The following is an 18,424-nucleotide window of genomic DNA, read 5'->3' on the forward strand; positions in this document are numbered from 1 at the left end:
TCCCGACGGCGGTCGCGCCATCGCCGACATCTGCCGAAAATCGAAATCCCCATAGCCATCGCCTGTGGCCCGCGGGTTCCTTCCTCGGGGACTTTCGTACGCCTGCCGGCGCCCGAAACTCTTCACGAGAGCGGACTGGCGGCTTCGAGTCTCAGGAGCGGACCAGGCTAGTGGCCAGAGATTGCCGACAATCAGGGTCTTATGGGTTTGCATAACTCGGCGCGGGGAACTATGAGCAACTCCGCTATATCCGCCGGGTTGATCAGGTCGCCGATGCGCTGCGCCTGGCCGGGTTTCCTGGTTGAGACCCATCCGCAATGCTCAACTCGACTGGCTTGTGGGCGGCCCAAAGCTGACACTGCTCCTCGCACAAGAGGCGCGACCCTACTTGGTGTTTGCGATAGTGCTCAGCGGAATTATGACGCTGGGCGCGGGGAAATTTGATACCATAGTATTCGCAATACCTAAGGATAATAAACAACCCTCGAAATTTATCGACAAATCCTCCGTGTGAATATTTTTTGAAACAGGAGGTTTGTTATGTTTCTCTTCCGTTCGGGCCTTTTGAGGGCAGCGGCGAAGGCCGGTTCCATGTTGGTCACTGCTGGACTCGGTTTAGCGCCGACACAGGGCGCCCGCGCCGAGAGCTTGCCGGGACAGCCTGGCGCCCCTTACCAGAGTATGCCGTCGCTAGCGCCGATAGGCACGCGCGTCGACCACTACCTTCCGATTCCCGAGGAAGACGTAACCCAGGCCATCGACCGGAAGAAGGGATACCGGACCCAACAGCTGGGCCGTGGCCTCTACATGATCACCGACAATGGGTACCAGTCGATGTTCCTGGTGTACGAAACAGGCGTTGTTGTGATCGACGCACCTCCGGGATACTCGGGCCACATACACCAGGCTATCGCCGAGGTGACGGATCAGCCTGTCACACATATCGTCTACAGCCATGCACATGTAGATCATATTGGCGGCGTAAACGACCTCGGCGGTCATCCAATTATCATCGCCCAGGAAGAGACCCTGCGACTGCTGGAACGGACGAAGGATCCGAGGCGCCCTGTGCCTACGGTCACGTTCAAGGATCACTACACCCTGAAGGTTGGTAGCCAGGTTCTTGAGCTGAGCTATCCCGGCATCAGCCCCCATGAGCCAGGAAACATCTTCATCTATGCTCCCGAACAGAGGGTCCTGATGGTGGTCGATGTGATCTTCCCTGGCTGGATGCCATGGCGTCGCTTTGCGCTTGCCAAGGATATCCCCGGTTACTTTGACCAGGTGGCGTATATCGACACATTGCCGTTCGAAACGCTCGTTGGAGGCCATGTCAATCGCGTGGGCACTCATTCCGATGTACGGACGCAGCTCGAATTCATGAATGACCTGAAAGCAGCTGCCTCTGCTGCCCTCAAATCAACGACACCGGGCGAGGAAATGGAAGCCGAGGACAAGCCCAACCCCTGGGCAGTCTATGACAACTACATCGACCGCGTCGTTGTGAAATGCGTGAATGCCGTCACGCCCAAGTGGCAGTCTCGGCTCGCCGGCTATGACGTGTTCATCTGGGACCAGTGCTACGCGATGGAGCAGAGCCTTCGCATCGACTGAGACCTGGCGACCAGTTCGACGGCACCTCGGGAATCCCTGACCACGAACATTCTTGCCGGCGGCCTGCTGAACACCTCCACGCAGATCGGCGGCGCGATCGGCCCGCCATCGTAACCACAGTCCTCACCGAAGGAAACGAAGGCAAGAGCAGGCGCGACGCCCTGCTCGCCGGTTTCACCCCGGCCATGATCACCGTCACCGTGCTCGCGGCCATCGGCCTGCTCGCCTCCCTGTCCGGAACGCTGGGACGCCGCAGGGCGACGACGCAGACGGACAGGAGCGCTGACCAACTGAAGCTCGACAAGGTGCCCGAGATCACCAAGTGACGCCAACCACCGAGCCTGAACTGCCACATCTATCCCCAGACTTGAAAGGCAAGACCATTCACATGAGCAAGATAGTACGATTTCACGCCACCGGCGGCCCCGAGGTCCTGACCTTGGATGACATCGAGGTCCGCGAACCCGGACACGGCGAGATCCGCATCCGCACCAGGGCTCTCGGGGTGAACCGAGCGGATGCCATGCTCCGCAACAACCGCCTCGTGAAGCTTCCCTCCGGTATCGGATGGGAGGCCTCCGGTGAGGTCGACGCCATCGGTCCGGACGTCGAAGGTTTCACCGTCGGCGATGCCATCAGCTTGATCCCCTGCTTCAGGCCCACCGACTACCCCATCCACGGCGAGCTGGCCATCGCTCCCGCCACCGCTGTGGCTAGGCACCCCGACTCACTGTCATGGGAGCAAACGGCGGCCCTCTGGGGGCAGTACCTAACCGCCTACGGCGCCCTTATCGAGACCGCGGACCTGAAGGCCGGTGACACGGTGCTCATCTCGGCCGCCTCCAGCAGCGTCGGGCTGGCCGCGATCCAGGTGGCCCGCAGCGTTGGGGCCCGGCCCGTGGCACTGACCCGCAGCAGCGCCAAGCGCCGGCGCCTCCTGGACGAAGGCGCGGAGGCAGTGGTCGTCACGGGAGAGGAAGACGTGGTCACCCGCGTGAACGAGCTCACCGACGGTCACGGCGCGCGTGTCATCTTCGATCCCGTTGGAGGACCTGCTCTGGCGGGCTTGATCGGCGCGGCCGCGCCCGGCGGGACGGTGATCGTCTACGGTGTGCTGAACAGCGAGGCCACTACGGTGCCGGTGATGGGGTTGATCAACAAGAGCCTAACCATCCGGGGCTACAAGCTCTGGGAGCTCACCACCGACGTCGAACGCCGCAAGGTCGCCGTCGACTGGATCCTTGACGGCCTTGCCGGCAAGACCCTGCGACCTGTCATCGACACCGTCTTCCCACTCGAGGACATCGTCGGGGCCCACCGTCGTCTCGAGTCCGGATCCCAGGTCGGCAAGATCGTCGTGACCGTCCCCCACTGACTCGACACACCTTCCACCACGGCTTGACCAGTGCCGCCGTGGTTACTCGCCCGGCGGCGCCAAGAACCGGCGTTCCACGTTTACGCAATGCAAATTACTCGTCTTAGGAGATATCCACCCATGCGATACACCACCTTCGGGCGCAACAGTGGCCTGCGCGTGTCCGAGTACGGCCTCGGCACCGCCAACTTCGGCACCGGCTGGCGCACCGGTGGCGGCTGGGGCCCCGGCGCCGAGCCCACTGGGGCCCGCAAAATCTTCGACCGATTCGGCGAAGCCGGCGGCACGCTCATCGACACCGCCGAGAACTATCAGGCCGGCGAATCCGAGCAACTGCTCGGCGAGTTCCTGGGCGCCGACCGGGACCACTTCGTGCTGACGGGCAAATACAGCATGAACGGCGTCGGACCGCAGACCGTCTCCAACACCGGCAACAGCCGCCGGTACATGGTCGGTCGGTAGCTTCGCCTTCGCCGGTCAGTCGATGGAGACAGCCGAAGAAAATTCTTCCGGTTACCTCCGATGGAGAGAGGACATGATTGAACAACGGACTCGGACATCCTGGTATCGCGGCATAGACGAGGATACTGCGGCGGTGGCACGCACTGATCCGCGAATACTGCTCGCCTCGATCGTCCACGATTTCGACAATCTCCTCACCCCGATCGTCACGATCATGGAGGAACTGCAACGTCAGAAGGCCGGCTCGCCCAGGCAACTCAGACGCATCGACGGAGCGATATTCTGCGCGTTCCGCGCCAAAACACTGGCACGACAGCTGCTCGATTTTGCGCACGCCCGGAAACTCCAGCCTGCCGCAGTGGATATCAGCCAGCTTCTGGAGTCCGTGGAGCCGGTCCCGGGGAGCGTGTTGCCTTCGGGTATCTTCATTCGGTTTGATGTTGCCGACGATCTTCCACCGGCCTTCATCGACCGGCAGCTAATGGAGCGGGCGTTGCTCAATCTGATGCTCAACGCCCGCGATGCGATGCCGGACGGCGGGGAGGTCATCGTTGCCGCCGCCATCGATCGAGAGCCCGGAAGCCGTACCGCGACGCGCGAACCAATGATCCGCCTGTCGGTTGCCGATACCGGCATCGGTATGAACCTGGCGACGCTGCGGAGTGCGGGGGTGCCCTACTTTTCGACGAAAACTAGCGGAACAGGCCTCGGCCTGGCGATGGTCAGCCAACTGATGGAGAGTCAAGGCGGTGGGCTGTCGGTCACAAGTACGCCATACCACGGCACTGCGATCGACCTATGGCTACCGGTGATGCCGTCTTCCATTGCCGGTTCTCGGTAAAGTTCGAACGGAAAATACCCCACGCGAGCAGCGACAATATTTGCCGTGCAGGCGCCCCAGTCGCAGCCGGCGACAATAACTCTTTCGATGTCCAGCGAATCATCAGCGCGACAGTGTCTGCGGCGAACGCCGGCTGTCGGCTGTTGCGCATCGTCTCTTTCGACAGGAAGCGTGTCCTGCCCTAGCCGCACAGGCAGGACACGATAATGCCTATCCTCTGGCTGCCAGAAGAGGAGCGACGTCGACATAAGGCGTGGATGTCGTACGGCCAGCCGTGGAGCAGAGGACAACAGGCGGGCCTTCGGCTGGCCCCAAATCGGCATACCGACGTTCAGCATACGGCGTTGACCTGCTTGAGCGAGCCGAACGATTTTGGGCAAGCCTTTGTTATCGCGGTTGATTGTGCGCGCTGGGGGCAGACGGCGGCCAGTACCTCACGCCGCCGCGGCTTCACCCCGCGTGAATTCGGCGGCATGCAATTTCACGAAGTCGTACATGCTTGTGGGCGTTTTGCCGGTAAGTTTGACCAGGTCATCCGTCAGGCGGTCATAGCGCCCCTGCACGTGAAGTTCGGCCATTACAGCGAGGTGGTTCAGAAGATGCGCCGGCACTCCAGATCCGCGAAGCGCATCCGTCCATACGGAGAGCGGGACGTCGCGATAGCGTATCGTTCGGCCGAGAACCTCGGAGAAGACCCGCGCATAATGGTCCAAATCGGCGGACTCGAATCCGGTCAGATTGTAAACGTGGCCAATGTGAGAGGTAGGCTCGTCGAGGATCACGGAAACGGCACGCGCCACATCAACAGACGATACGGGCGAGGTCCTGCTGTCGCCCAGCGGCAGCGCCAGCTCGTCGTTGTCCCGGACGCTTGCTTTGGCGAGGCGCAGGAAAAAGCTTTCGAGAAAAACGGTCGGCCGCACGGTGACAACCGACAGCTCCGACCAGGCCAATGCCTGTTCCGCAAGCCAGTGCAGCTTGTGCTGCGGGCTGCCAGTAGTATTGGTGATGCTCATCTGTGTCACCGTCATCTGCGACATGTTCACGAATGCCTCGGCGCCGTGGTGGCGCGCCACCGCTGCGAGGTTCACCGTGGCTTCGAGATAAGCCGCCGAGATCGACATTCCGAAATAGATGCGCGGGCAACCTTCGACCGCACGGTGCACCGAGGCAAGATCGGTCAGGTCGCCCTGCACAACCTCGGCCCCGAGTTGGCGCAACGCCTCAGCGCGTTCATCCTCCCGCCTCACCAAGGCTCGCACCTTATGTCCCTTGGCGAGCAACATTCCGGTGAGGTGACGGCCGATAGCACCGATGTGCCCGGCCGCACCAGTCACCAGGATCGTGCCCCCATGTGCCGATTTCATCGTCATATCATTTACCTTACATTTTCGTTGTACCGCCGCCGCGAGGCGACAAACGCCGGAGCCACCGCCCCCCTTGCGCAGCAGTGTCTTGGACGGGATGCAGGCCTGCTAGGAGCATTCGCCGCCGGCCAACTCGGCCTCGACGAGCTCGACGCGTAGCCCGCCTTCTGCAAGCGCACCGGCGCAGTGCGCGCCTGGCGAGCCGTCGCCGATGATGATGACGTCGTAGCCACTGCTCATAAAGGCAACTCCTTGCCGGTGTGCTCCGCGACGATGTACGCCGCGTACCAGTCCGGCCAGTTTTCATCACGCTGGCCGTCCGTCCGCGCTTCGTGCTCGCCATGGGCGGCCCACGCGCGTCGGAGCGCGGCCGCCAGCTCGGTCGGTGAGGTGAATGTCGCGAGGTTCGCGTCGACACGCCCGGGCAATCGCGCGGTGACTTCCTGAAGCAGCCAGCCGTTGCCGTCCGGATCGCTGAACGAGGCGTACGAGCGGTAGCTGCGGTGCTCGGGATCCGGGCCGCTGACCCGAGCTCGCCCAAACAAGTAGGGCTCGTCTGTGCCCGCATACACGCCGCCCGCGTCGTGAAAAACCTCGCTGATGTTGACCTCGCGACCAAGCAGCTCGTTGCGGGCGGCCTCTATGTCAGAGACAATCAAATACTGTCCCTGAGCGGAGCCGGGTGCTGCCGCGGTGACGTTCTTGCCGAAAATGACCGAGCACTCGGAGCCGGGCGGCGTGAACTGGATCACGCGCCAGTCGTCACCGGCAGCGAAGTCGGCGTCGAGCCTCCACCCCAAGCCGCCGTAAAAGCTCTTGGCCCGATCAACGTCCGAAACGGGAATGACCACGATCTCGAACTTCATGTCGAGCGTCTGTGCTTTCGGGGCCTCGATTGCAGTTTCGCTGCGCTCCTGAGTACTGCTCATGTTGATCACCTCGGGATTTATTGTCTTGAGAGTTGGCAAGCCGCTCAAACGGCGCCAGACGCTTGGCGACGCGCAGCCGGATTTCCACCCCGGCCAGAGCGAGTACGCCATTGTTCAGGGCGGCATCTCCAACTCGAAACGCGCGAGGACAGGGTTGTTGCGAACAGATGACAAACCCGTCAGCGGCAGCGTAGGACTATTCATGGCGGCGTGGTCTCCGGAACATCGCGCGGATCGGCCAAAGCGTCCAAATCCTACGTCATTCAACGGTTGCCCCGCATCCACCACCTGCCATGAATCTCCAGGCTAAAAACCGGCAATCGGTGCTCCGATTGCCATTGCGAGTACAGCGGCTACTCCACTCGTATGTCTTCATCGCCGGGCAAATGTGCGCGCCGACGTTTTTCAGATGGATCCACGGAGGGTTCTGAACGCTGCCCGAAGCTCACTGCAGAAGACCTCTGGCTGTTCCCAGGCGGCGTAGTGCCCGCCTTTATCGAGCTTGTTGTAATAGATGAGCTTGGGATACGCCCGCGCCGCCCAACTCCGCGGGATTGTACAGACCTCGTCAGGAAAGGCGCTCACGGCTACGGGTATGGCGACCCCCTTCGGGGCGAAAAAGGCGAACTTGTTTTCCCAATAGATACGCGCCGACGACGTCGCCGTATTCGTCAACCAGTAGAGCGTGATGTTATCGAGGACATCATCTCGCGTGAGGCCGCCGGGTTGTCCGTCAAAGGCGCGTGCGATGAGCTCATAACTGCGCGGGTCGTGGTCGAGTAGGAAGGCTGCCAGGCCGATCGGTGAATCCCCGAGTCCGTACAATGTCTGTGGGCGGTTCGCCATCTCGACGGCGTAGCCCACACCTGTCTTGTAGAAGAAAGCCAGCTGCTCGCACGCCCGTCGTTCGTCGACTGAGAGATCGGAGGGCAGCGGGCTGCCGGTTTGGATCGCCTTATCGATGTCTGGTGGAACCGCGAAAACCCAGTTGAGGTGAATGCCGAGCAATTCCGGAGGCGCCTGCGTACCCATCACATCCGAGACCATCGCACCCCAATCGCCGCCTTGCGCCACAAACCGCGTGTATCCGAGGCGCTTCATCAGCACGCCCCAGGCACGTGCCATGCGGGCCGGGTCCCAGCCGGTCGTGGTTGGCTTGCCTGAAAACCCGAAGCCCGGCAGCGACGGAATCACCAGATGGAAAGCGTCCGACGCGCTGCCTCCATGCGATGTGGGATTGGTCAGCGGATCGACGATCTTCAGCTGCTCGATGATCGAGCCGGGCCACCCGTGCGTGACGATCAGCGGCAGAGCATTCTCATGTTTTGAACGAACATGGATGAAATGAATGTCGAGCCCGTCGATTTCGGTGATGAACTGCGGCAAGGCGTTGAGCCGCGTCTCGACCTTGCGCCAGTCGTAGTCGGTTTCCCAGTAGCGCGCGAGTTTCTGGATCGTCCCGAGTTGCACGCCCTGCGAATTATCCGCGACCGTTTCGCGGTCGGGCCAGCGGCTGGCAGCGATGCGCCTGCGAAGCTCGGCCAGCTCTTTGTCCGAGGCGTTGAACGTGAAGGGGCGGACCGAGTCGCCGCCCGCTGCCGCGTTCAGCGTGTCGGGAAGCAGGCTGACAGCCCCCACCGCAGCGGCGGTGGCAAGAAGTTCACGCCGCGTAGGCGAGAGCGGTAATGTTGACATGGCATCCTCCTCTGTCTGCCCGATCTGTTCGGGTGCGACACAGATCGACTGTCAGGGGGCGCAAATCTATTGCACGATGGTATCGGCAATACTTTCGGATTGGCCAGGGCAAGTGAGCAATCAGACCAAAAGGTGGGGAGACCGGCCCGCCCACGGCCAGCACCGTGCGATCTCGGGCGGCACAACCGCAGGCAGATTGATGTGGAAGCCAACCAAGCCGGACTGCGCCGACCTCCAGCGCATTCCAAAGTCCAGTCTCAGCCGGGTGAAAAAGATGCCTCACACACGCTCAGCGACAAGGGAACGAAGTTCCCCCGTGAATAGGACGGGCTAGAGCCCTCGACTCTGCTCGGTCCCAGCACAGAGATCAACTTTCAAGCAGGTCAAATCCATTGCATGTTGGTGCCGTAGGTCCGCCGGCAAACGGTTCGGACCGCTAGTGGCCTCCACCGCCGCTAGCGCCGCCGATCTGGATCTTGCGGGCAAAGAGCAGGGCAACCGCGGCGAGCGAAAGTACGACACCAATCACCGCGAACGTGTCACTAAACCCCAGGATGAGAGCCTGGCGGTGCACCGTGACGCCGATCGCAGCGATTGCCTTGTGCTGCGCGACAGCCGGATCGGTGACCCCGTGCGCCATGAAGTATTGCGTCAGCTGGGCGATTCTGTCGCGCACTTCCTCGCGTGCGAAGGTGACGGACTGGCCTATGATGTTCGAATGGAACTGCTCGCGCTTGGTCAGCACCGTCGCAAGCATCGCCGTGCCGACCGCGCCGCCGAGATTACGCAGCATGTTCGACAGGCCCGACGCGGCGCCGGCCTCGCTCGGTGCGATGCCCGCCGTGGTGATCACGGTAATCGGGGTCAGCACCAGGGCCTGGCCTATGGCGCGCACAAGGTTGGGCAGGAAGAACTGGTCACCGGCGCTGTCCAGCGACAGAGTGATGTTCATGAAACAGCTTGCGGCGAAAATGCTAATGCCGACAAAGCCGACATACCGCACGTCAAAGCGCTTTATCAGCAGCGGGACGAACGGAATGATGACTAGCTGCGGCAGGCCGGTCCAAGCCAGCACAAGCCCGATCTGCTCGGCGTTGTAGCGCTGCACCTGGCCTAAATACTGCGGCAGAATGTAGACGGTGCCGAACAGCGCGACGCCGACTAGCACGTTGACGATAATGCCGATGCCGAAATTGCGCCGCTTGAGAAGACGAAGCTGGACCAATGGCTTCGCCACGGCGAGCTCGATTGCCACAAAGACGGTCAGGAACACGGCCGCCGTCAGCGCGAGCTTCACGATGAACGGCGACTGGAACCAGTCCTCCTTGTTGCCTTCCTCGAGCACCGTCTGCAGGGCCGCAAGCCCGATCGCCATGGTAGCGATGCCGGCCCAGTCGCCCTCCTTGAGCAGCGACAGCTGCATCGGCTTCTTCTCCAGTGTGAAGAACAGAGCAACGAACATCACGATGCTAGGCGGCGTGTTGACGAAGAAGATGGACTGCCAACCGTAATTCTCGGTCAGGTAGCCGCCGATGGTCGGGCCGATCGCCGGCGCGAAGGTGACGGAGAGCGCGAACAACGCCAGCCCAAGCGGCTGCTGCGCCTTAGGCAGCTTGGTAAGCACCATAGTGAAGGCCATCGGGATGAGGACGCCGCCGGCGAAACCTTGCAGGCCGCGCAGGGCGATCATCGAACCGAGATCGTGCGAGAAGGCGCAGGCCGCCGAGAAGAGCGGGAACAGCACGGCGTTCGCCAGCATGTAGCGGCGGAACGAGAAGACGCGGCTCAGATAGTCCGTGAGCGGGATAACCACGATCTCGCCGATGAGATAGGAGGTCGAGATCCAGGCGCCGTTGTCGACGCCGGTGCCGATGCCGCCTTCGATGTCGAGCAGCGAGGCGTTGGTGATCTGGATGTTCAGGATGGCCATGAATGCGCCGATCATCGCGGCGAGGACGGCGATCCATGCCATCGTGCTCGCCCTCTCGGGCAGAGGTGCCGCGACTGTCGCGGGACCGGGAGAACCGAGTTGGACGTTTTGCGTCAGGGTGGCCATCGCACTTTCCTGCCATGTCTGGCTGGTGAACCGGACGTCCGATCGCCGTCAGTTGATGCGTTCCGATGCCGAGGCGACCTGGGTCGCCGCAGCCTTGGTGTCGATCGTCGGGTAGACCGACATACCGGGGCGCAGCACGACCGAAAGCGGGCTTGCCTGATCCAGCACGATCTTCACCGGGATGCGCTGCACCACCTTGGTGAAATTGCCGGTCGCGTTGTCGGGCGGCAGCAGCGCGAATTCTTGGCCGCTGGTCGGCGAGAGGCTGTCGACATGGCCCTTGAAGACCCGCCCGGGAAAGGAGTCTACCTTGATATCGACCGGCTGCCCACGCTGCACGTTGGCGAGCTGGGTCTCCTTGTAGTTGGCGATGATATAGGCGGCCTGGTTTGGCACCACCGACATCAGCTGCGAACCCGTCTGGACATATTGGCCGATCCGCAAGGTGCGGTTGCCTATCACGCCGTCAACCGGGGAGACGAGAGCGGTATAAGAGAGGTTCAACTCGGCCTGGTCCTCGGCTGCCTGGGCGCGGCTCAGCGCCGCCTGCGCCTGCGCAAGCTCGGCCTTGATCACATCGAGCTGCTTGGCAGCGGTGCCGACCACCGCGGTATCGCGCGTCACGGCCGCCCGCGCCGCGGCGATCTTCGAGGCCGCCGCCTGCGCGTTCTGGACGCTGCCGTAGCCCTTCTTCGCCAGTTCGGCATACCGCTGGTCGTCCTGCTCGGCGAAGGTCGCGTTGGCCTGGTCGAGCGCGACCGTGGCCTGCGCCGCCTCGATCGCGGAGTGCTGAGAGACGATCGCCGCCTGCTTATTAGCGATGTTAGCCTTGGCCGACTCGACCTCGGCCCGAGTCTGCTCGAGATTCACCTTGAAGTCGCGATCGTCAATGCGCGCGAGGACCTGCCCCGCCGTCACGGGCCGGTTGTCATCCACCAGCACTTCTGCGACGTAGCCGGAGATTCGCGGCGCGATAGTCGTGTTGTCGGCCTTGACATAGGCATCGTCGGTCGAGACCTGGAATCGGCCGACGGTCCAATACTGCCAGCCGAAATCGGCGGCGGCCGCGAGGATGGCGACGGCCGCGCCGGCTAGCAGCAGGTTCCGTAGCAAGCGCTTTCGCGACGTGTTGGGCACCTCAGCGACTACCGTAGGGACCTGCGGAACAGGGACGAGAGGCTCTCGCGGCAGCTCTATGCCGGGTGCTGCCTCGGCGGCGGGAAGAGCCTTCTGCGCGGTGAAGACTGCCTGGTGCTTGCTCATGGTAGGTACCTTTCCCCGGTCCTGGGGCGCCGGGTCACCGGCTTGCCCTTATTTAGGAAAACTGATAGTTTCCGAAACATAAGCAGGCCGAAACAAAAGTCAAGGGATTTTGGAAAACGATCATGGTCCATAATACCAAAGTGGCAAAGCGGTCGCGCGGACGACCGCAGGTTCGCCCGGACGAGGAGACGCGGCAGCTCATCATCGTGGCCGCACGTGACGAGTTTCACGCCAGTGGCTATGCAGGGGCCAGCATGGGTCGCGTCGCGCACAGCGCTGGCGTCTCCACGAAGACCATGTACCGTTTGATCCCGACCAAGGCCGAGTTGTTTCAAAGCGTTGTCTCGAATCGGATCTCGCGTTTCATTCTGGAGATTGACGAAGAGCATCTCGATGCGTTGCCCATTGAGGAGGCGCTCGAACACATTCTCATTTCCTATGGCACTTTGACCCTCGATGAGGAGACGCCCGCAACGCTTCGCCTGGTCTATGCCGAGTGCGAACGCTTTCCGGAGATCGCTTCTGCCTTCTTCGAGTTCGCGATCCGCCGGACCACCCAGACGATGGAGCGCTGGGTGAAGCGACAGTGTGACCGCGGCAGGATCGAGATCGACGAGCCGTCGGTGGCGGTCGGCATGCTCAGGGGCATGATGATCATGGAACCGCAGCGCGCCCTTATGTTCGGCCAGCGCACGCCGCCAAGCCGCTCCGAGATCGCGAAACGCGCGCGCTATTGCGCCCGACTGTTTCTGGACGGATGCAGGCCACGACGGACTCCCAGTCGAATCTCGTAAAGCATCGAGGGCAGAACCAGTTCGAAACCATCCTGCGGCTTCCGCCGAGCGCCGTTGGATCCGGGCAGGCCGATCGTCTTGAGTCGCCCAAAACGAAGCCCGGCCAATCATGCAGGATTGAATCATCTCGGGCCCATGCCCTGAGCGTCCCGGGAAGCAAGCCGACAACCCCGGCGGCAGCCGTCGAGGCAAGTAGTTCGCGCTCTGTGGGCGAAAGTGATCTTGCTGACATGACGTCCTCCCCTGCATACCCGACCAGTTGGGCTGCCGCACAGAGATCGACTGTCAGAGATGGTAAATCTATTGCCCAATGGTGTCGGCGATACTTTTGTATTGGCGGCGAGAGAGACAACGGGACGGTCGCATTGTGGTGGCGCAAAAATCACCTAAACGCTGGCACACGCGATCGGATGGCAAAGGAGATCGATGTCTCCCGTGTCGGCTGCGTTGCCTGCCATATTGTCGGCTGCGGTGCCTGACGGGCAGATCAACTTTGTCGATCGAGTCCGACCCGAATACACCGGTACGAAGGTTACTGCTGGGAGTGAAGGGCATCCTCAATCCCGAAACTTGAGGCAGCTACTCGAACGCTGGCAATGATCGCGACTCTTAAGGCCTCATTCCGTGCCGACGGATGATGCTAAAACGATCTGAAAGACTGAGCCCCGCGGTGCGTTGGGCAATACCCAAAGCAAGCCGTCGTGCGCTTGGATGATCGAACGGCAGATCGATAGGCCCATTCCCATCCCTCGAGATTTGGTGGTGAAGAGAGGATCGAACACCCTCTGCAGGTGCCGTTCGTCGATACCCATGCCTGTGTCAGCTACCGAAATCATGACACGGCCATCGTCGCGAAGACCGGAACTGACGGCGAGATCCCGAGGACCATCCACGGTAATCATGGCCTCAATCGCATTCGTGACGAGATTGAGAAGTACCTGCTGCAGCTGAATTCGATCTCCCGTCACCCGCAACGGCCGCGCGATTCGTTCAACTTTGACCAATATCCGGTGAGTTTTCAGATCGTCCCTAAGCAATTCGATCACTTCTTCGATGAGGTTGTCGACGTCGAATGAAGTTCTGACGCGTTCATCCTTCCGGAAATTCGCGCGAATGCTCTCGATAACCGCAGCCGCGCGATGCCCATCAGCGGCGATCTTCGTGAACTCCGTTCTGGCCTTGGTTAGTTCCGGAACCGCGCGATCGAGCCAGCGTAAGCCGGTCTCGGCTCTCGTTATCATAGCAGCAAGGGGCTGATTGACCTCGTGTGCGATCGTGGCGGCAACAGCATCGCCGGTTATCAGCCGGGCGTCGCGCTCGCGGCGCTGCGCATCAATCGCGCGCTGCAGCCTCTTGCGCTCTTGTTGCAGCATGGCGTTTGAACGAGCGAGGCCGGCATACAGTCGTGTCATCTCTGCAAGCAATACCACCATCACAACGGTGGCAGTCACGAGCTGATAAAAACGGCCAGCATACCACGCAAGATTGTAGCGGCCGGCACTCAAGACGGAGGCCAGGGCCACTTCAAGCAGGAGCGCGCACAAAGCGACAACAAGCCACTGATCGAGCAGGGAACGCTGGCGCTGCCACAGCAACCAAAGAGCAACGCCGCCCAATGCCAGGACCACCACGCCACCGATTTCGCGACGAAATAGACTGAGAGGATGCACGTCTACAAAGGTTATAGGCAGCAGATCTTCATGCTGCGTAACAAACCAGAACAGTCCAAGGACGAGGGCAAGAACGCCCGCGACGCTCAGGCTGATGGCATATGCTGTGAAGCGAACATCTGCCGTGCGATTTGTGTCTTTGAGCAGCGCATAGCCGATGATGGCGAGGGGCAGCCCTGAATGCCAAGACCAGTAGAGCCAGACGGCGGATTGCAATCCCGAACCCAGGATGCCGGTCGGCGTGAACGCTCCCGGAAACGTCAGCGCATGTGCAACCACGACCAGGGCGTTGAACAGGTAGCCACTCGCAATCGCCAGGAGCGCCCATTGACGTAAAATGGAGAACTGAGCAAACAGAAGAGCGGCGGTTACGCAGTCGCTGACAAACAAGGCTGCGGCAAGAGTCGGTACAAACGCGTTGATTTCCGGCAGCTTGATGGCCGCAAACGGCCAGGTGCCTAGGAGGATTAAGAGCAGGGCCAGCAGGAAAACGCGCGCCGTGCGGCGCTGAACGTGAGTTGGGGGAACGTTCGCCAGGACCTCGGGCTCGGCGCGCGAGGCCAGCGCAAACACCGGTTCCCCGCTTTCTGTCATTGGAGTCAGGGTCCGTACCAATGGCCAATAGTCGACTTATCGAGAATGCGCGAGGGATCGATGGTTGACAACCCAGTCTGTATGCGATCGGGCTATTCTCTTGCGAGTTTGCGGGCCGATCATCACTCCTCAGATTTTGAGAGCTTTTTCGACACAGTCGATCAATGCCTCCGTTCTAAATGGCTTTCGAAGTAGACAGATTACGCCGATTGCTGCCGCCTGATCATCGATGCCCGGGTTTGAACCTGCGGTGACCATAACGACAGGCACACCGCGCGGGCGCCCCTTAAGCAGCCGGGCAAGATCAAGTCCGCTCATGCCAGGCATGTGAATGTCAGTTATGACGCATTTCCAAGACGCGTCCGCTTCCCAGGCGATGAAGTCCTCGGCAGATGCAAATCCGCGTGCACCATATCCGAGAGAATCAAGGCTATCGACTAGAGCCATGCGGAATGATTCATCATCATCGACTACCGCGATTAGGAACTCTCTCGACACATCATCCTTTCCTCGGATTTTACCAAGGCGAATAGTAGGATCGCTATCCTGGCACGTGATGCCGTTATTAGGAACCTATACGGGAGTGTTAGTCCTGCACTTACGGCCGCTGTCTGGGGCCGATCATGTCCGCCATCCGGACCAGGTCTGCCAAGGTCCTCGCGCCCATCTTGCGCATGGCTGCGCCGCGATGAATTTTCGCGGTGATCTCACTGATTCCGAGGTCGCCGGCCACCTGCTTGTTCATCTTTCCTTCGGTGACAAGCAGCATTACCTGCTGCTCCCGTGCCGTCAGTGTTCCAAACCGCTCCCGTATTTTCGAAATATCGCCATCGACGGCGCGCCGCTGCCGGTCGCGTTCAATAGCTGCCAACACCGCATCGAGCATGTCCTGATCTTTGAAAGGCTTTGGGAGAAAGTCCACTGCACCGTGTTTCATGGCGCGAACTGACATGGGAATGTCGCCATATCCGGTCATCATCACGACCGGCAACTGAACACCCAGCTTTGACAGCTGCGCCTGAAAATCCAGCCCGTTCATGTCCGGCAAGCGGATATCGACGATAAGGCAGCCTGGACAATCCGGAATGGCCGCGGCCAGGAAATCCTGTGCGGCCGAATATGTCCGCGTTTCTAGCCCGATCGAAAGGAACAGGTCTGGCAACGCTTCTCGCATCGACGCGTCATCGTCGACCACGTGAACAATCGATTTCTGCTCCGAGGACAGCGGCATTTCTATGGATAGTAGGCCAGAAACTCTGGGCGCGCATCAACGAAAGTGTGATGGCGTTGCGCGCCCGCTTCCATCCTGAGTTTCCTCAAGCCAAGGTTGCATGAAATCTCAGGAACACTCACGGTCCCTCGATGCAATCGCAGAGAGGTTGCGTCGTGGCGGGATAGAAGACGGCAATCTGCGTTATTCAACTCACCCCTTGATATGAGCACGCCCTCCGAACGTTGGATAGCGAGTGGAGCACAGAACCTTACGATACCACCAGAACTACTTGAAGAGAGGTCTAAACGAGTCACTAGGGCCGACTGCAACTGAGCGTTGCTCGCAGCTCCGCCGCCTGCATCGCTGCACCGCCGGCACCCTCCGCTCGCTTACCAGGTTTCCGTTTGCCCCGAACTCAGGAGCCTCGCCATGGATAACGAACCCAAGTGGCGCAACGTCCGCGCGATTAGGGCAGCTGCCAGCGCTATTGGCCTTTTTGCGAAGGCAGCCAGACGCGCCACCGCACACGCCCGGTCAGGCGAGGTTCAGGGGGATAACGCAATTCCTCCCACACGCATCAACGTTCCAGAAGAGGCGCTTGTCAATTTGCGACGGTGCATTGCGCCGATCCGCTGGCCCAAGCGGGAGGTTGTCAACGACTTTTCGGAAGGCACGCAGTTGGCGAAAACTGCCGACGCCACGTCATCTATGTCGCAAGATAAACCTGTCGTGTTCGTGGTCGATGATGACGCATCCGTCCGTGATTCGCTTAATTCGCTCATCAGCTCCGCGGGCTGGTGCCCGGAAATTTTCGGGTCCGGCCAGGCTTTCTTCGCTCATCCGCGACCTAATGCTCCCAACTGCTTGATCCTGGACGTTAATCTTCCGGATATTAGCGGGCTTGATCTGCAAAAACTCGTCACTGTCGAGCGGACCGATACTCCGATCATTTTCGTCACAGGATTCGGCGATGTGGGTATGGCTGTTAGGGCGATGAAAGCGGGCGCTTTTGAGTTCCTGATGAAACCCATCCACGCCGACGCGCTGCTGACTGCCATCAAAGAGGCGCTGGAGCGCAGCAGAACCGCGCTCGAGTTTGAATTGGAGGTGAGTGCGCTGCAAAATCGCTACGCATCGCTCAGCTGCCGTGAGCGGGAGGTCATGGCGCTGGTCGTCTCCGGCCTGCTGAACAAGCAAGTGGGTTTCGAGCTCGGCATTAGCGAAATCACAGTTAAGGCTCACCGCGGCCAAGTCATGCGAAAGATGAATGCCCGCTCACTTCCACATCTTGTGAATATGGCCGCTGTGCTCGGATTAATGTATTAGTGTTGAAGGCGCCGAGGAACCGGATAATTCACTAGCCATACATTTATGCCGTCTAATTCTGAAGCGATAATGGCACGTTGGATCTGATGTGTAACGCTGTCCCTGAACAATTTTCGCCACCAAGCCAAAGGTATCGGCGGCACCATCGTACAATCGATTTTGCGCCGCTTTTTCAGCATTCGTATTACATCCACCGAATTCACAAAGAGCGGCCAGAAGGAAAATTACTTTGGGCAGTGATCAAAAGGTAGCCGTCATCACCGGAGCGTCGCGCGGCATCGGCGCGGCTCTCGTCAACGCCTATCGGGGTCGGAGCTACCGTGTGGTCGCAACAGCGCGGTCGATCGAGCGGTCGGACGATGACGACATCCTGGTCGTGTCCGGCGACATCGCTGATCCCAAGACGGCCGAGCGCGTCATTGCCGCAGGAGTGGATCGGTTCGGGCGGATCGACACACTCATCAACAACGCCGGCATGTTCATCTCTAAGCCGTTCATCCGCTACACCGAGGAGGACTTCATGGCGATCCTGGGTGTCAACATCGCTGGGTTCTTTCACATAACGCAACGCGCCGCGGCCGAAATGGAGAAGAAGAGCAGCGGCCATATCGTGCAGGTTACGACGAGCCTGGTCGCTCATCCAAACACGGCCGTGCCAGCGGCGCTCGCCGCCCTGACAAAGGGTGGATTGAACGCCGCGACCAGATCGCTTGCCATCGAGTATGCAAGCCGCGGCATCCGTGTGAACGCGGTCTCGCCCGGCGTCATCAAAACGCCAATGAATCCGGTCGAGACGCACGAAGCGCTTGCAGCCCTTCACCCCGTCGGACGCATGGGCGAAATCGCCGATATCGTCGAGGCAATTCTCTACCTGGAATCGGCAACCTTCGTGACCGGAGATATCCTGCACGTAGATGGCGGGCAAAGTGCCGGCCATTAGGAGAATCGTTTCGCGCATCCAACTTGGCAAGGAGATACTACATGCCGATTGTTACTATTCAAGTAACCCGCGAGGGCACCAAGTCAGGAACAACGTCCGTCACAACGGAGGAGAAGGCGGCGCTAATCAAGGGCGCGAGCGAGCTCCTGCGCGATGTCCTGAACAAGCCCTTCGACTCGACCTTTGTCATCATCGAGGAGGTCGACACAGACAACTGGGGCTGGGGTGGCTTGCCTACGCTCGACTACCGGCTCGTGCGCGCGGCGACAGGAAGCTGATCCGATC

At 60.6% G+C, this 18,424-nt stretch carries 18 protein-coding genes and 1 pseudogene; 9 read left to right on the plus strand and 10 right to left on the minus strand.

Features of this window, described 5'->3' with window-relative positions:
* The first annotated feature begins 540 nt into the window (after positions 1-540).
* The 5 genes from EN853_RS30655 to EN853_RS30675 all read left to right on the plus strand — a co-directional run bounded on the left by EN853_RS30655 (position 541) and on the right by EN853_RS30675 (position 4,292).
* Entirely contained in the window at positions 541-1,614 is a 1,074-nt protein-coding gene (locus EN853_RS30655) for an MBL fold metallo-hydrolase (RefSeq protein WP_127862744.1), read from the plus strand.
* Between the two features lie 185 nt (positions 1,615-1,799).
* Positions 1,800-1,940, plus strand: coding sequence for a hypothetical protein (locus EN853_RS34215; RefSeq protein WP_189343927.1), 141 nt, complete (start codon positions 1,800-1,802; stop codon positions 1,938-1,940).
* Between the two features lie 62 nt (positions 1,941-2,002).
* Positions 2,003-2,989 (plus strand): zinc-dependent alcohol dehydrogenase family protein, encoded by a 987-nt coding sequence (locus EN853_RS30665; protein ID WP_127862745.1) that lies wholly within the window; start codon positions 2,003-2,005, stop codon positions 2,987-2,989.
* A gap of 120 nt (positions 2,990-3,109) precedes the next feature.
* Entirely contained in the window at positions 3,110-3,451 is a 342-nt protein-coding gene (locus tag EN853_RS30670; protein WP_127862746.1) for an aldo/keto reductase, read from the plus strand.
* Positions 3,452-3,524: 73 nt separating this feature from the next.
* Positions 3,525-4,292 carry an ATP-binding protein gene (locus EN853_RS30675; RefSeq protein ID WP_245517242.1) on the plus strand — a complete coding sequence of 256 codons (768 nt, stop codon included), beginning with the start codon at positions 3,525-3,527 and terminating at the stop codon, positions 4,290-4,292.
* Positions 4,293-4,318: 26 nt separating this feature from the next.
* Here EN853_RS30675 and EN853_RS34880 read toward each other — a convergent pair.
* The 7 genes and pseudogenes from EN853_RS34880 to EN853_RS30700 form a co-directional block, all read right to left on the minus strand.
* Positions 4,319-4,575 (minus strand): annotated as a pseudogene (locus EN853_RS34880) (alpha/beta fold hydrolase); the annotation flags it as partial.
* Positions 4,576-4,726: 151 nt separating this feature from the next.
* A complete protein-coding gene (locus EN853_RS30680; protein ID WP_210234822.1) occupies positions 4,727-5,665 on the minus strand; it encodes an SDR family NAD(P)-dependent oxidoreductase in 939 nt (312 codons plus the stop codon).
* A gap of 102 nt (positions 5,666-5,767) precedes the next feature.
* A complete protein-coding gene (locus tag EN853_RS35175) occupies positions 5,768-5,899 on the minus strand; it encodes a hypothetical protein (protein WP_281061518.1) in 132 nt (43 codons plus the stop codon).
* A complete protein-coding gene (locus tag EN853_RS30685) occupies positions 5,896-6,588 on the minus strand; it encodes a VOC family protein (RefSeq protein WP_127862748.1) in 693 nt (230 codons plus the stop codon). The genes EN853_RS35175 and EN853_RS30685 overlap by 4 nt, the downstream gene beginning before the upstream one ends.
* A 405-nt stretch (positions 6,589-6,993) precedes the next feature.
* On the minus strand, positions 6,994-8,283 hold the full coding sequence (locus tag EN853_RS30690; protein WP_127862749.1) for an epoxide hydrolase family protein: 1,290 nt from the start codon (positions 8,281-8,283) through the stop codon (positions 6,994-6,996).
* A 436-nt stretch (positions 8,284-8,719) separates the two neighbouring features.
* A complete protein-coding gene (locus EN853_RS30695; protein ID WP_245517243.1) occupies positions 8,720-10,255 on the minus strand; it encodes an MDR family MFS transporter in 1,536 nt (511 codons plus the stop codon).
* 132 nt (positions 10,256-10,387) lie between these two features.
* Complete coding sequence (locus tag EN853_RS30700) at positions 10,388-11,602, minus strand: HlyD family secretion protein (protein WP_127862751.1); 1,215 nt, start codon at positions 11,600-11,602, stop codon at positions 10,388-10,390.
* Positions 11,603-11,724: 122 nt separating this feature from the next.
* Here EN853_RS30700 and EN853_RS30705 point away from each other — a divergent pair, with 122 nt between their 5' ends.
* Entirely contained in the window at positions 11,725-12,396 is a 672-nt protein-coding gene (locus tag EN853_RS30705) for a TetR/AcrR family transcriptional regulator (RefSeq protein WP_127862752.1), read from the plus strand.
* Positions 12,397-13,013: 617 nt separating this feature from the next.
* Here the strand turns inward: EN853_RS30705 and EN853_RS30715 are convergent.
* From EN853_RS30715 to EN853_RS30725, 3 genes are all read right to left on the minus strand, one after another.
* Positions 13,014-14,639 (minus strand): MASE4 domain-containing protein, encoded by a 1,626-nt coding sequence (locus EN853_RS30715; RefSeq protein WP_167524658.1) that lies wholly within the window; start codon positions 14,637-14,639, stop codon positions 13,014-13,016.
* Positions 14,640-14,789: 150 nt separating this feature from the next.
* Positions 14,790-15,158 (minus strand): response regulator, encoded by a 369-nt coding sequence (locus tag EN853_RS30720; RefSeq protein ID WP_127862755.1) that lies wholly within the window; start codon positions 15,156-15,158, stop codon positions 14,790-14,792.
* Between the two features lie 100 nt (positions 15,159-15,258).
* On the minus strand, positions 15,259-15,891 hold the full coding sequence (locus EN853_RS30725; RefSeq protein ID WP_127862756.1) for a response regulator transcription factor: 633 nt from the start codon (positions 15,889-15,891) through the stop codon (positions 15,259-15,261).
* A gap of 411 nt (positions 15,892-16,302) precedes the next feature.
* Between EN853_RS30725 and EN853_RS30730 the strand changes: the two genes are divergently transcribed.
* The 3 genes from EN853_RS30730 (at position 16,303) to EN853_RS30740 (ending at position 18,417) form a co-directional block, all read left to right on the plus strand.
* Positions 16,303-17,199: a response regulator gene (locus tag EN853_RS30730; protein WP_348631620.1), complete on the plus strand. Its 897-nt coding sequence runs from the start codon at positions 16,303-16,305 to the stop codon at positions 17,197-17,199.
* A 229-nt stretch (positions 17,200-17,428) separates the two neighbouring features.
* Positions 17,429-18,139, plus strand: coding sequence for an SDR family oxidoreductase (locus tag EN853_RS30735; protein WP_127862757.1), 711 nt, complete (start codon positions 17,429-17,431; stop codon positions 18,137-18,139).
* Positions 18,140-18,180: 41 nt separating this feature from the next.
* Positions 18,181-18,417: a 4-oxalocrotonate tautomerase family protein gene (locus EN853_RS30740; protein WP_127862758.1), complete on the plus strand. Its 237-nt coding sequence runs from the start codon at positions 18,181-18,183 to the stop codon at positions 18,415-18,417.
* Positions 18,418-18,424 lie beyond the last annotated feature (7 nt).

This window comes from Mesorhizobium sp. M1C.F.Ca.ET.210.01.1.1, from assembly GCF_004791585.1.
In the GTDB taxonomy this organism is placed as follows: Bacteria; Pseudomonadota; Alphaproteobacteria; order Rhizobiales; family Rhizobiaceae; genus Mesorhizobium.

Excerpts from the sequence above, each read along its gene's own strand:
- EN853_RS30655 (WP_127862744.1), top strand. The coding sequence starts at position 541 with ATGTTTCTCTTCCGTTCGGGCCTTTTGAGGGCAGCGGCGAAGGCCGGT.
- EN853_RS34215 (WP_189343927.1), top strand. The coding sequence starts at position 1,800 with ATGATCACCGTCACCGTGCTCGCGGCCATCGGCCTGCTCGCCTCCCTG.
- EN853_RS30665 (WP_127862745.1), top strand. The coding sequence starts at position 2,003 with ATGAGCAAGATAGTACGATTTCACGCCACCGGCGGCCCCGAGGTCCTG.
- EN853_RS30670 (WP_127862746.1), top strand. The coding sequence starts at position 3,110 with ATGCGATACACCACCTTCGGGCGCAACAGTGGCCTGCGCGTGTCCGAG.
- EN853_RS30675 (WP_245517242.1), top strand. The coding sequence starts at position 3,525 with ATGATTGAACAACGGACTCGGACATCCTGGTATCGCGGCATAGACGAG.
- EN853_RS30680 (WP_210234822.1), bottom strand. The coding sequence starts at position 5,665 with ATGACGATGAAATCGGCACATGGGGGCACGATCCTGGTGACTGGTGCG.
- EN853_RS35175 (WP_281061518.1), bottom strand. The coding sequence starts at position 5,899 with ATGAGCAGTGGCTACGACGTCATCATCATCGGCGACGGCTCGCCAGGC.
- EN853_RS30685 (WP_127862748.1), bottom strand. The coding sequence starts at position 6,588 with ATGAGCAGTACTCAGGAGCGCAGCGAAACTGCAATCGAGGCCCCGAAA.
- EN853_RS30690 (WP_127862749.1), bottom strand. The coding sequence starts at position 8,283 with ATGTCAACATTACCGCTCTCGCCTACGCGGCGTGAACTTCTTGCCACC.
- EN853_RS30695 (WP_245517243.1), bottom strand. The coding sequence starts at position 10,255 with ATGGCATGGATCGCCGTCCTCGCCGCGATGATCGGCGCATTCATGGCC.
- EN853_RS30700 (WP_127862751.1), bottom strand. The coding sequence starts at position 11,602 with ATGAGCAAGCACCAGGCAGTCTTCACCGCGCAGAAGGCTCTTCCCGCC.
- EN853_RS30705 (WP_127862752.1), top strand. The coding sequence starts at position 11,725 with ATGGTCCATAATACCAAAGTGGCAAAGCGGTCGCGCGGACGACCGCAG.
- EN853_RS30725 (WP_127862756.1), bottom strand. The coding sequence starts at position 15,891 with ATGCCGCTGTCCTCGGAGCAGAAATCGATTGTTCACGTGGTCGACGAT.
- EN853_RS30730 (WP_348631620.1), top strand. The coding sequence starts at position 16,303 with ATGGATAACGAACCCAAGTGGCGCAACGTCCGCGCGATTAGGGCAGCT.
- EN853_RS30740 (WP_127862758.1), top strand. The coding sequence starts at position 18,181 with ATGCCGATTGTTACTATTCAAGTAACCCGCGAGGGCACCAAGTCAGGA.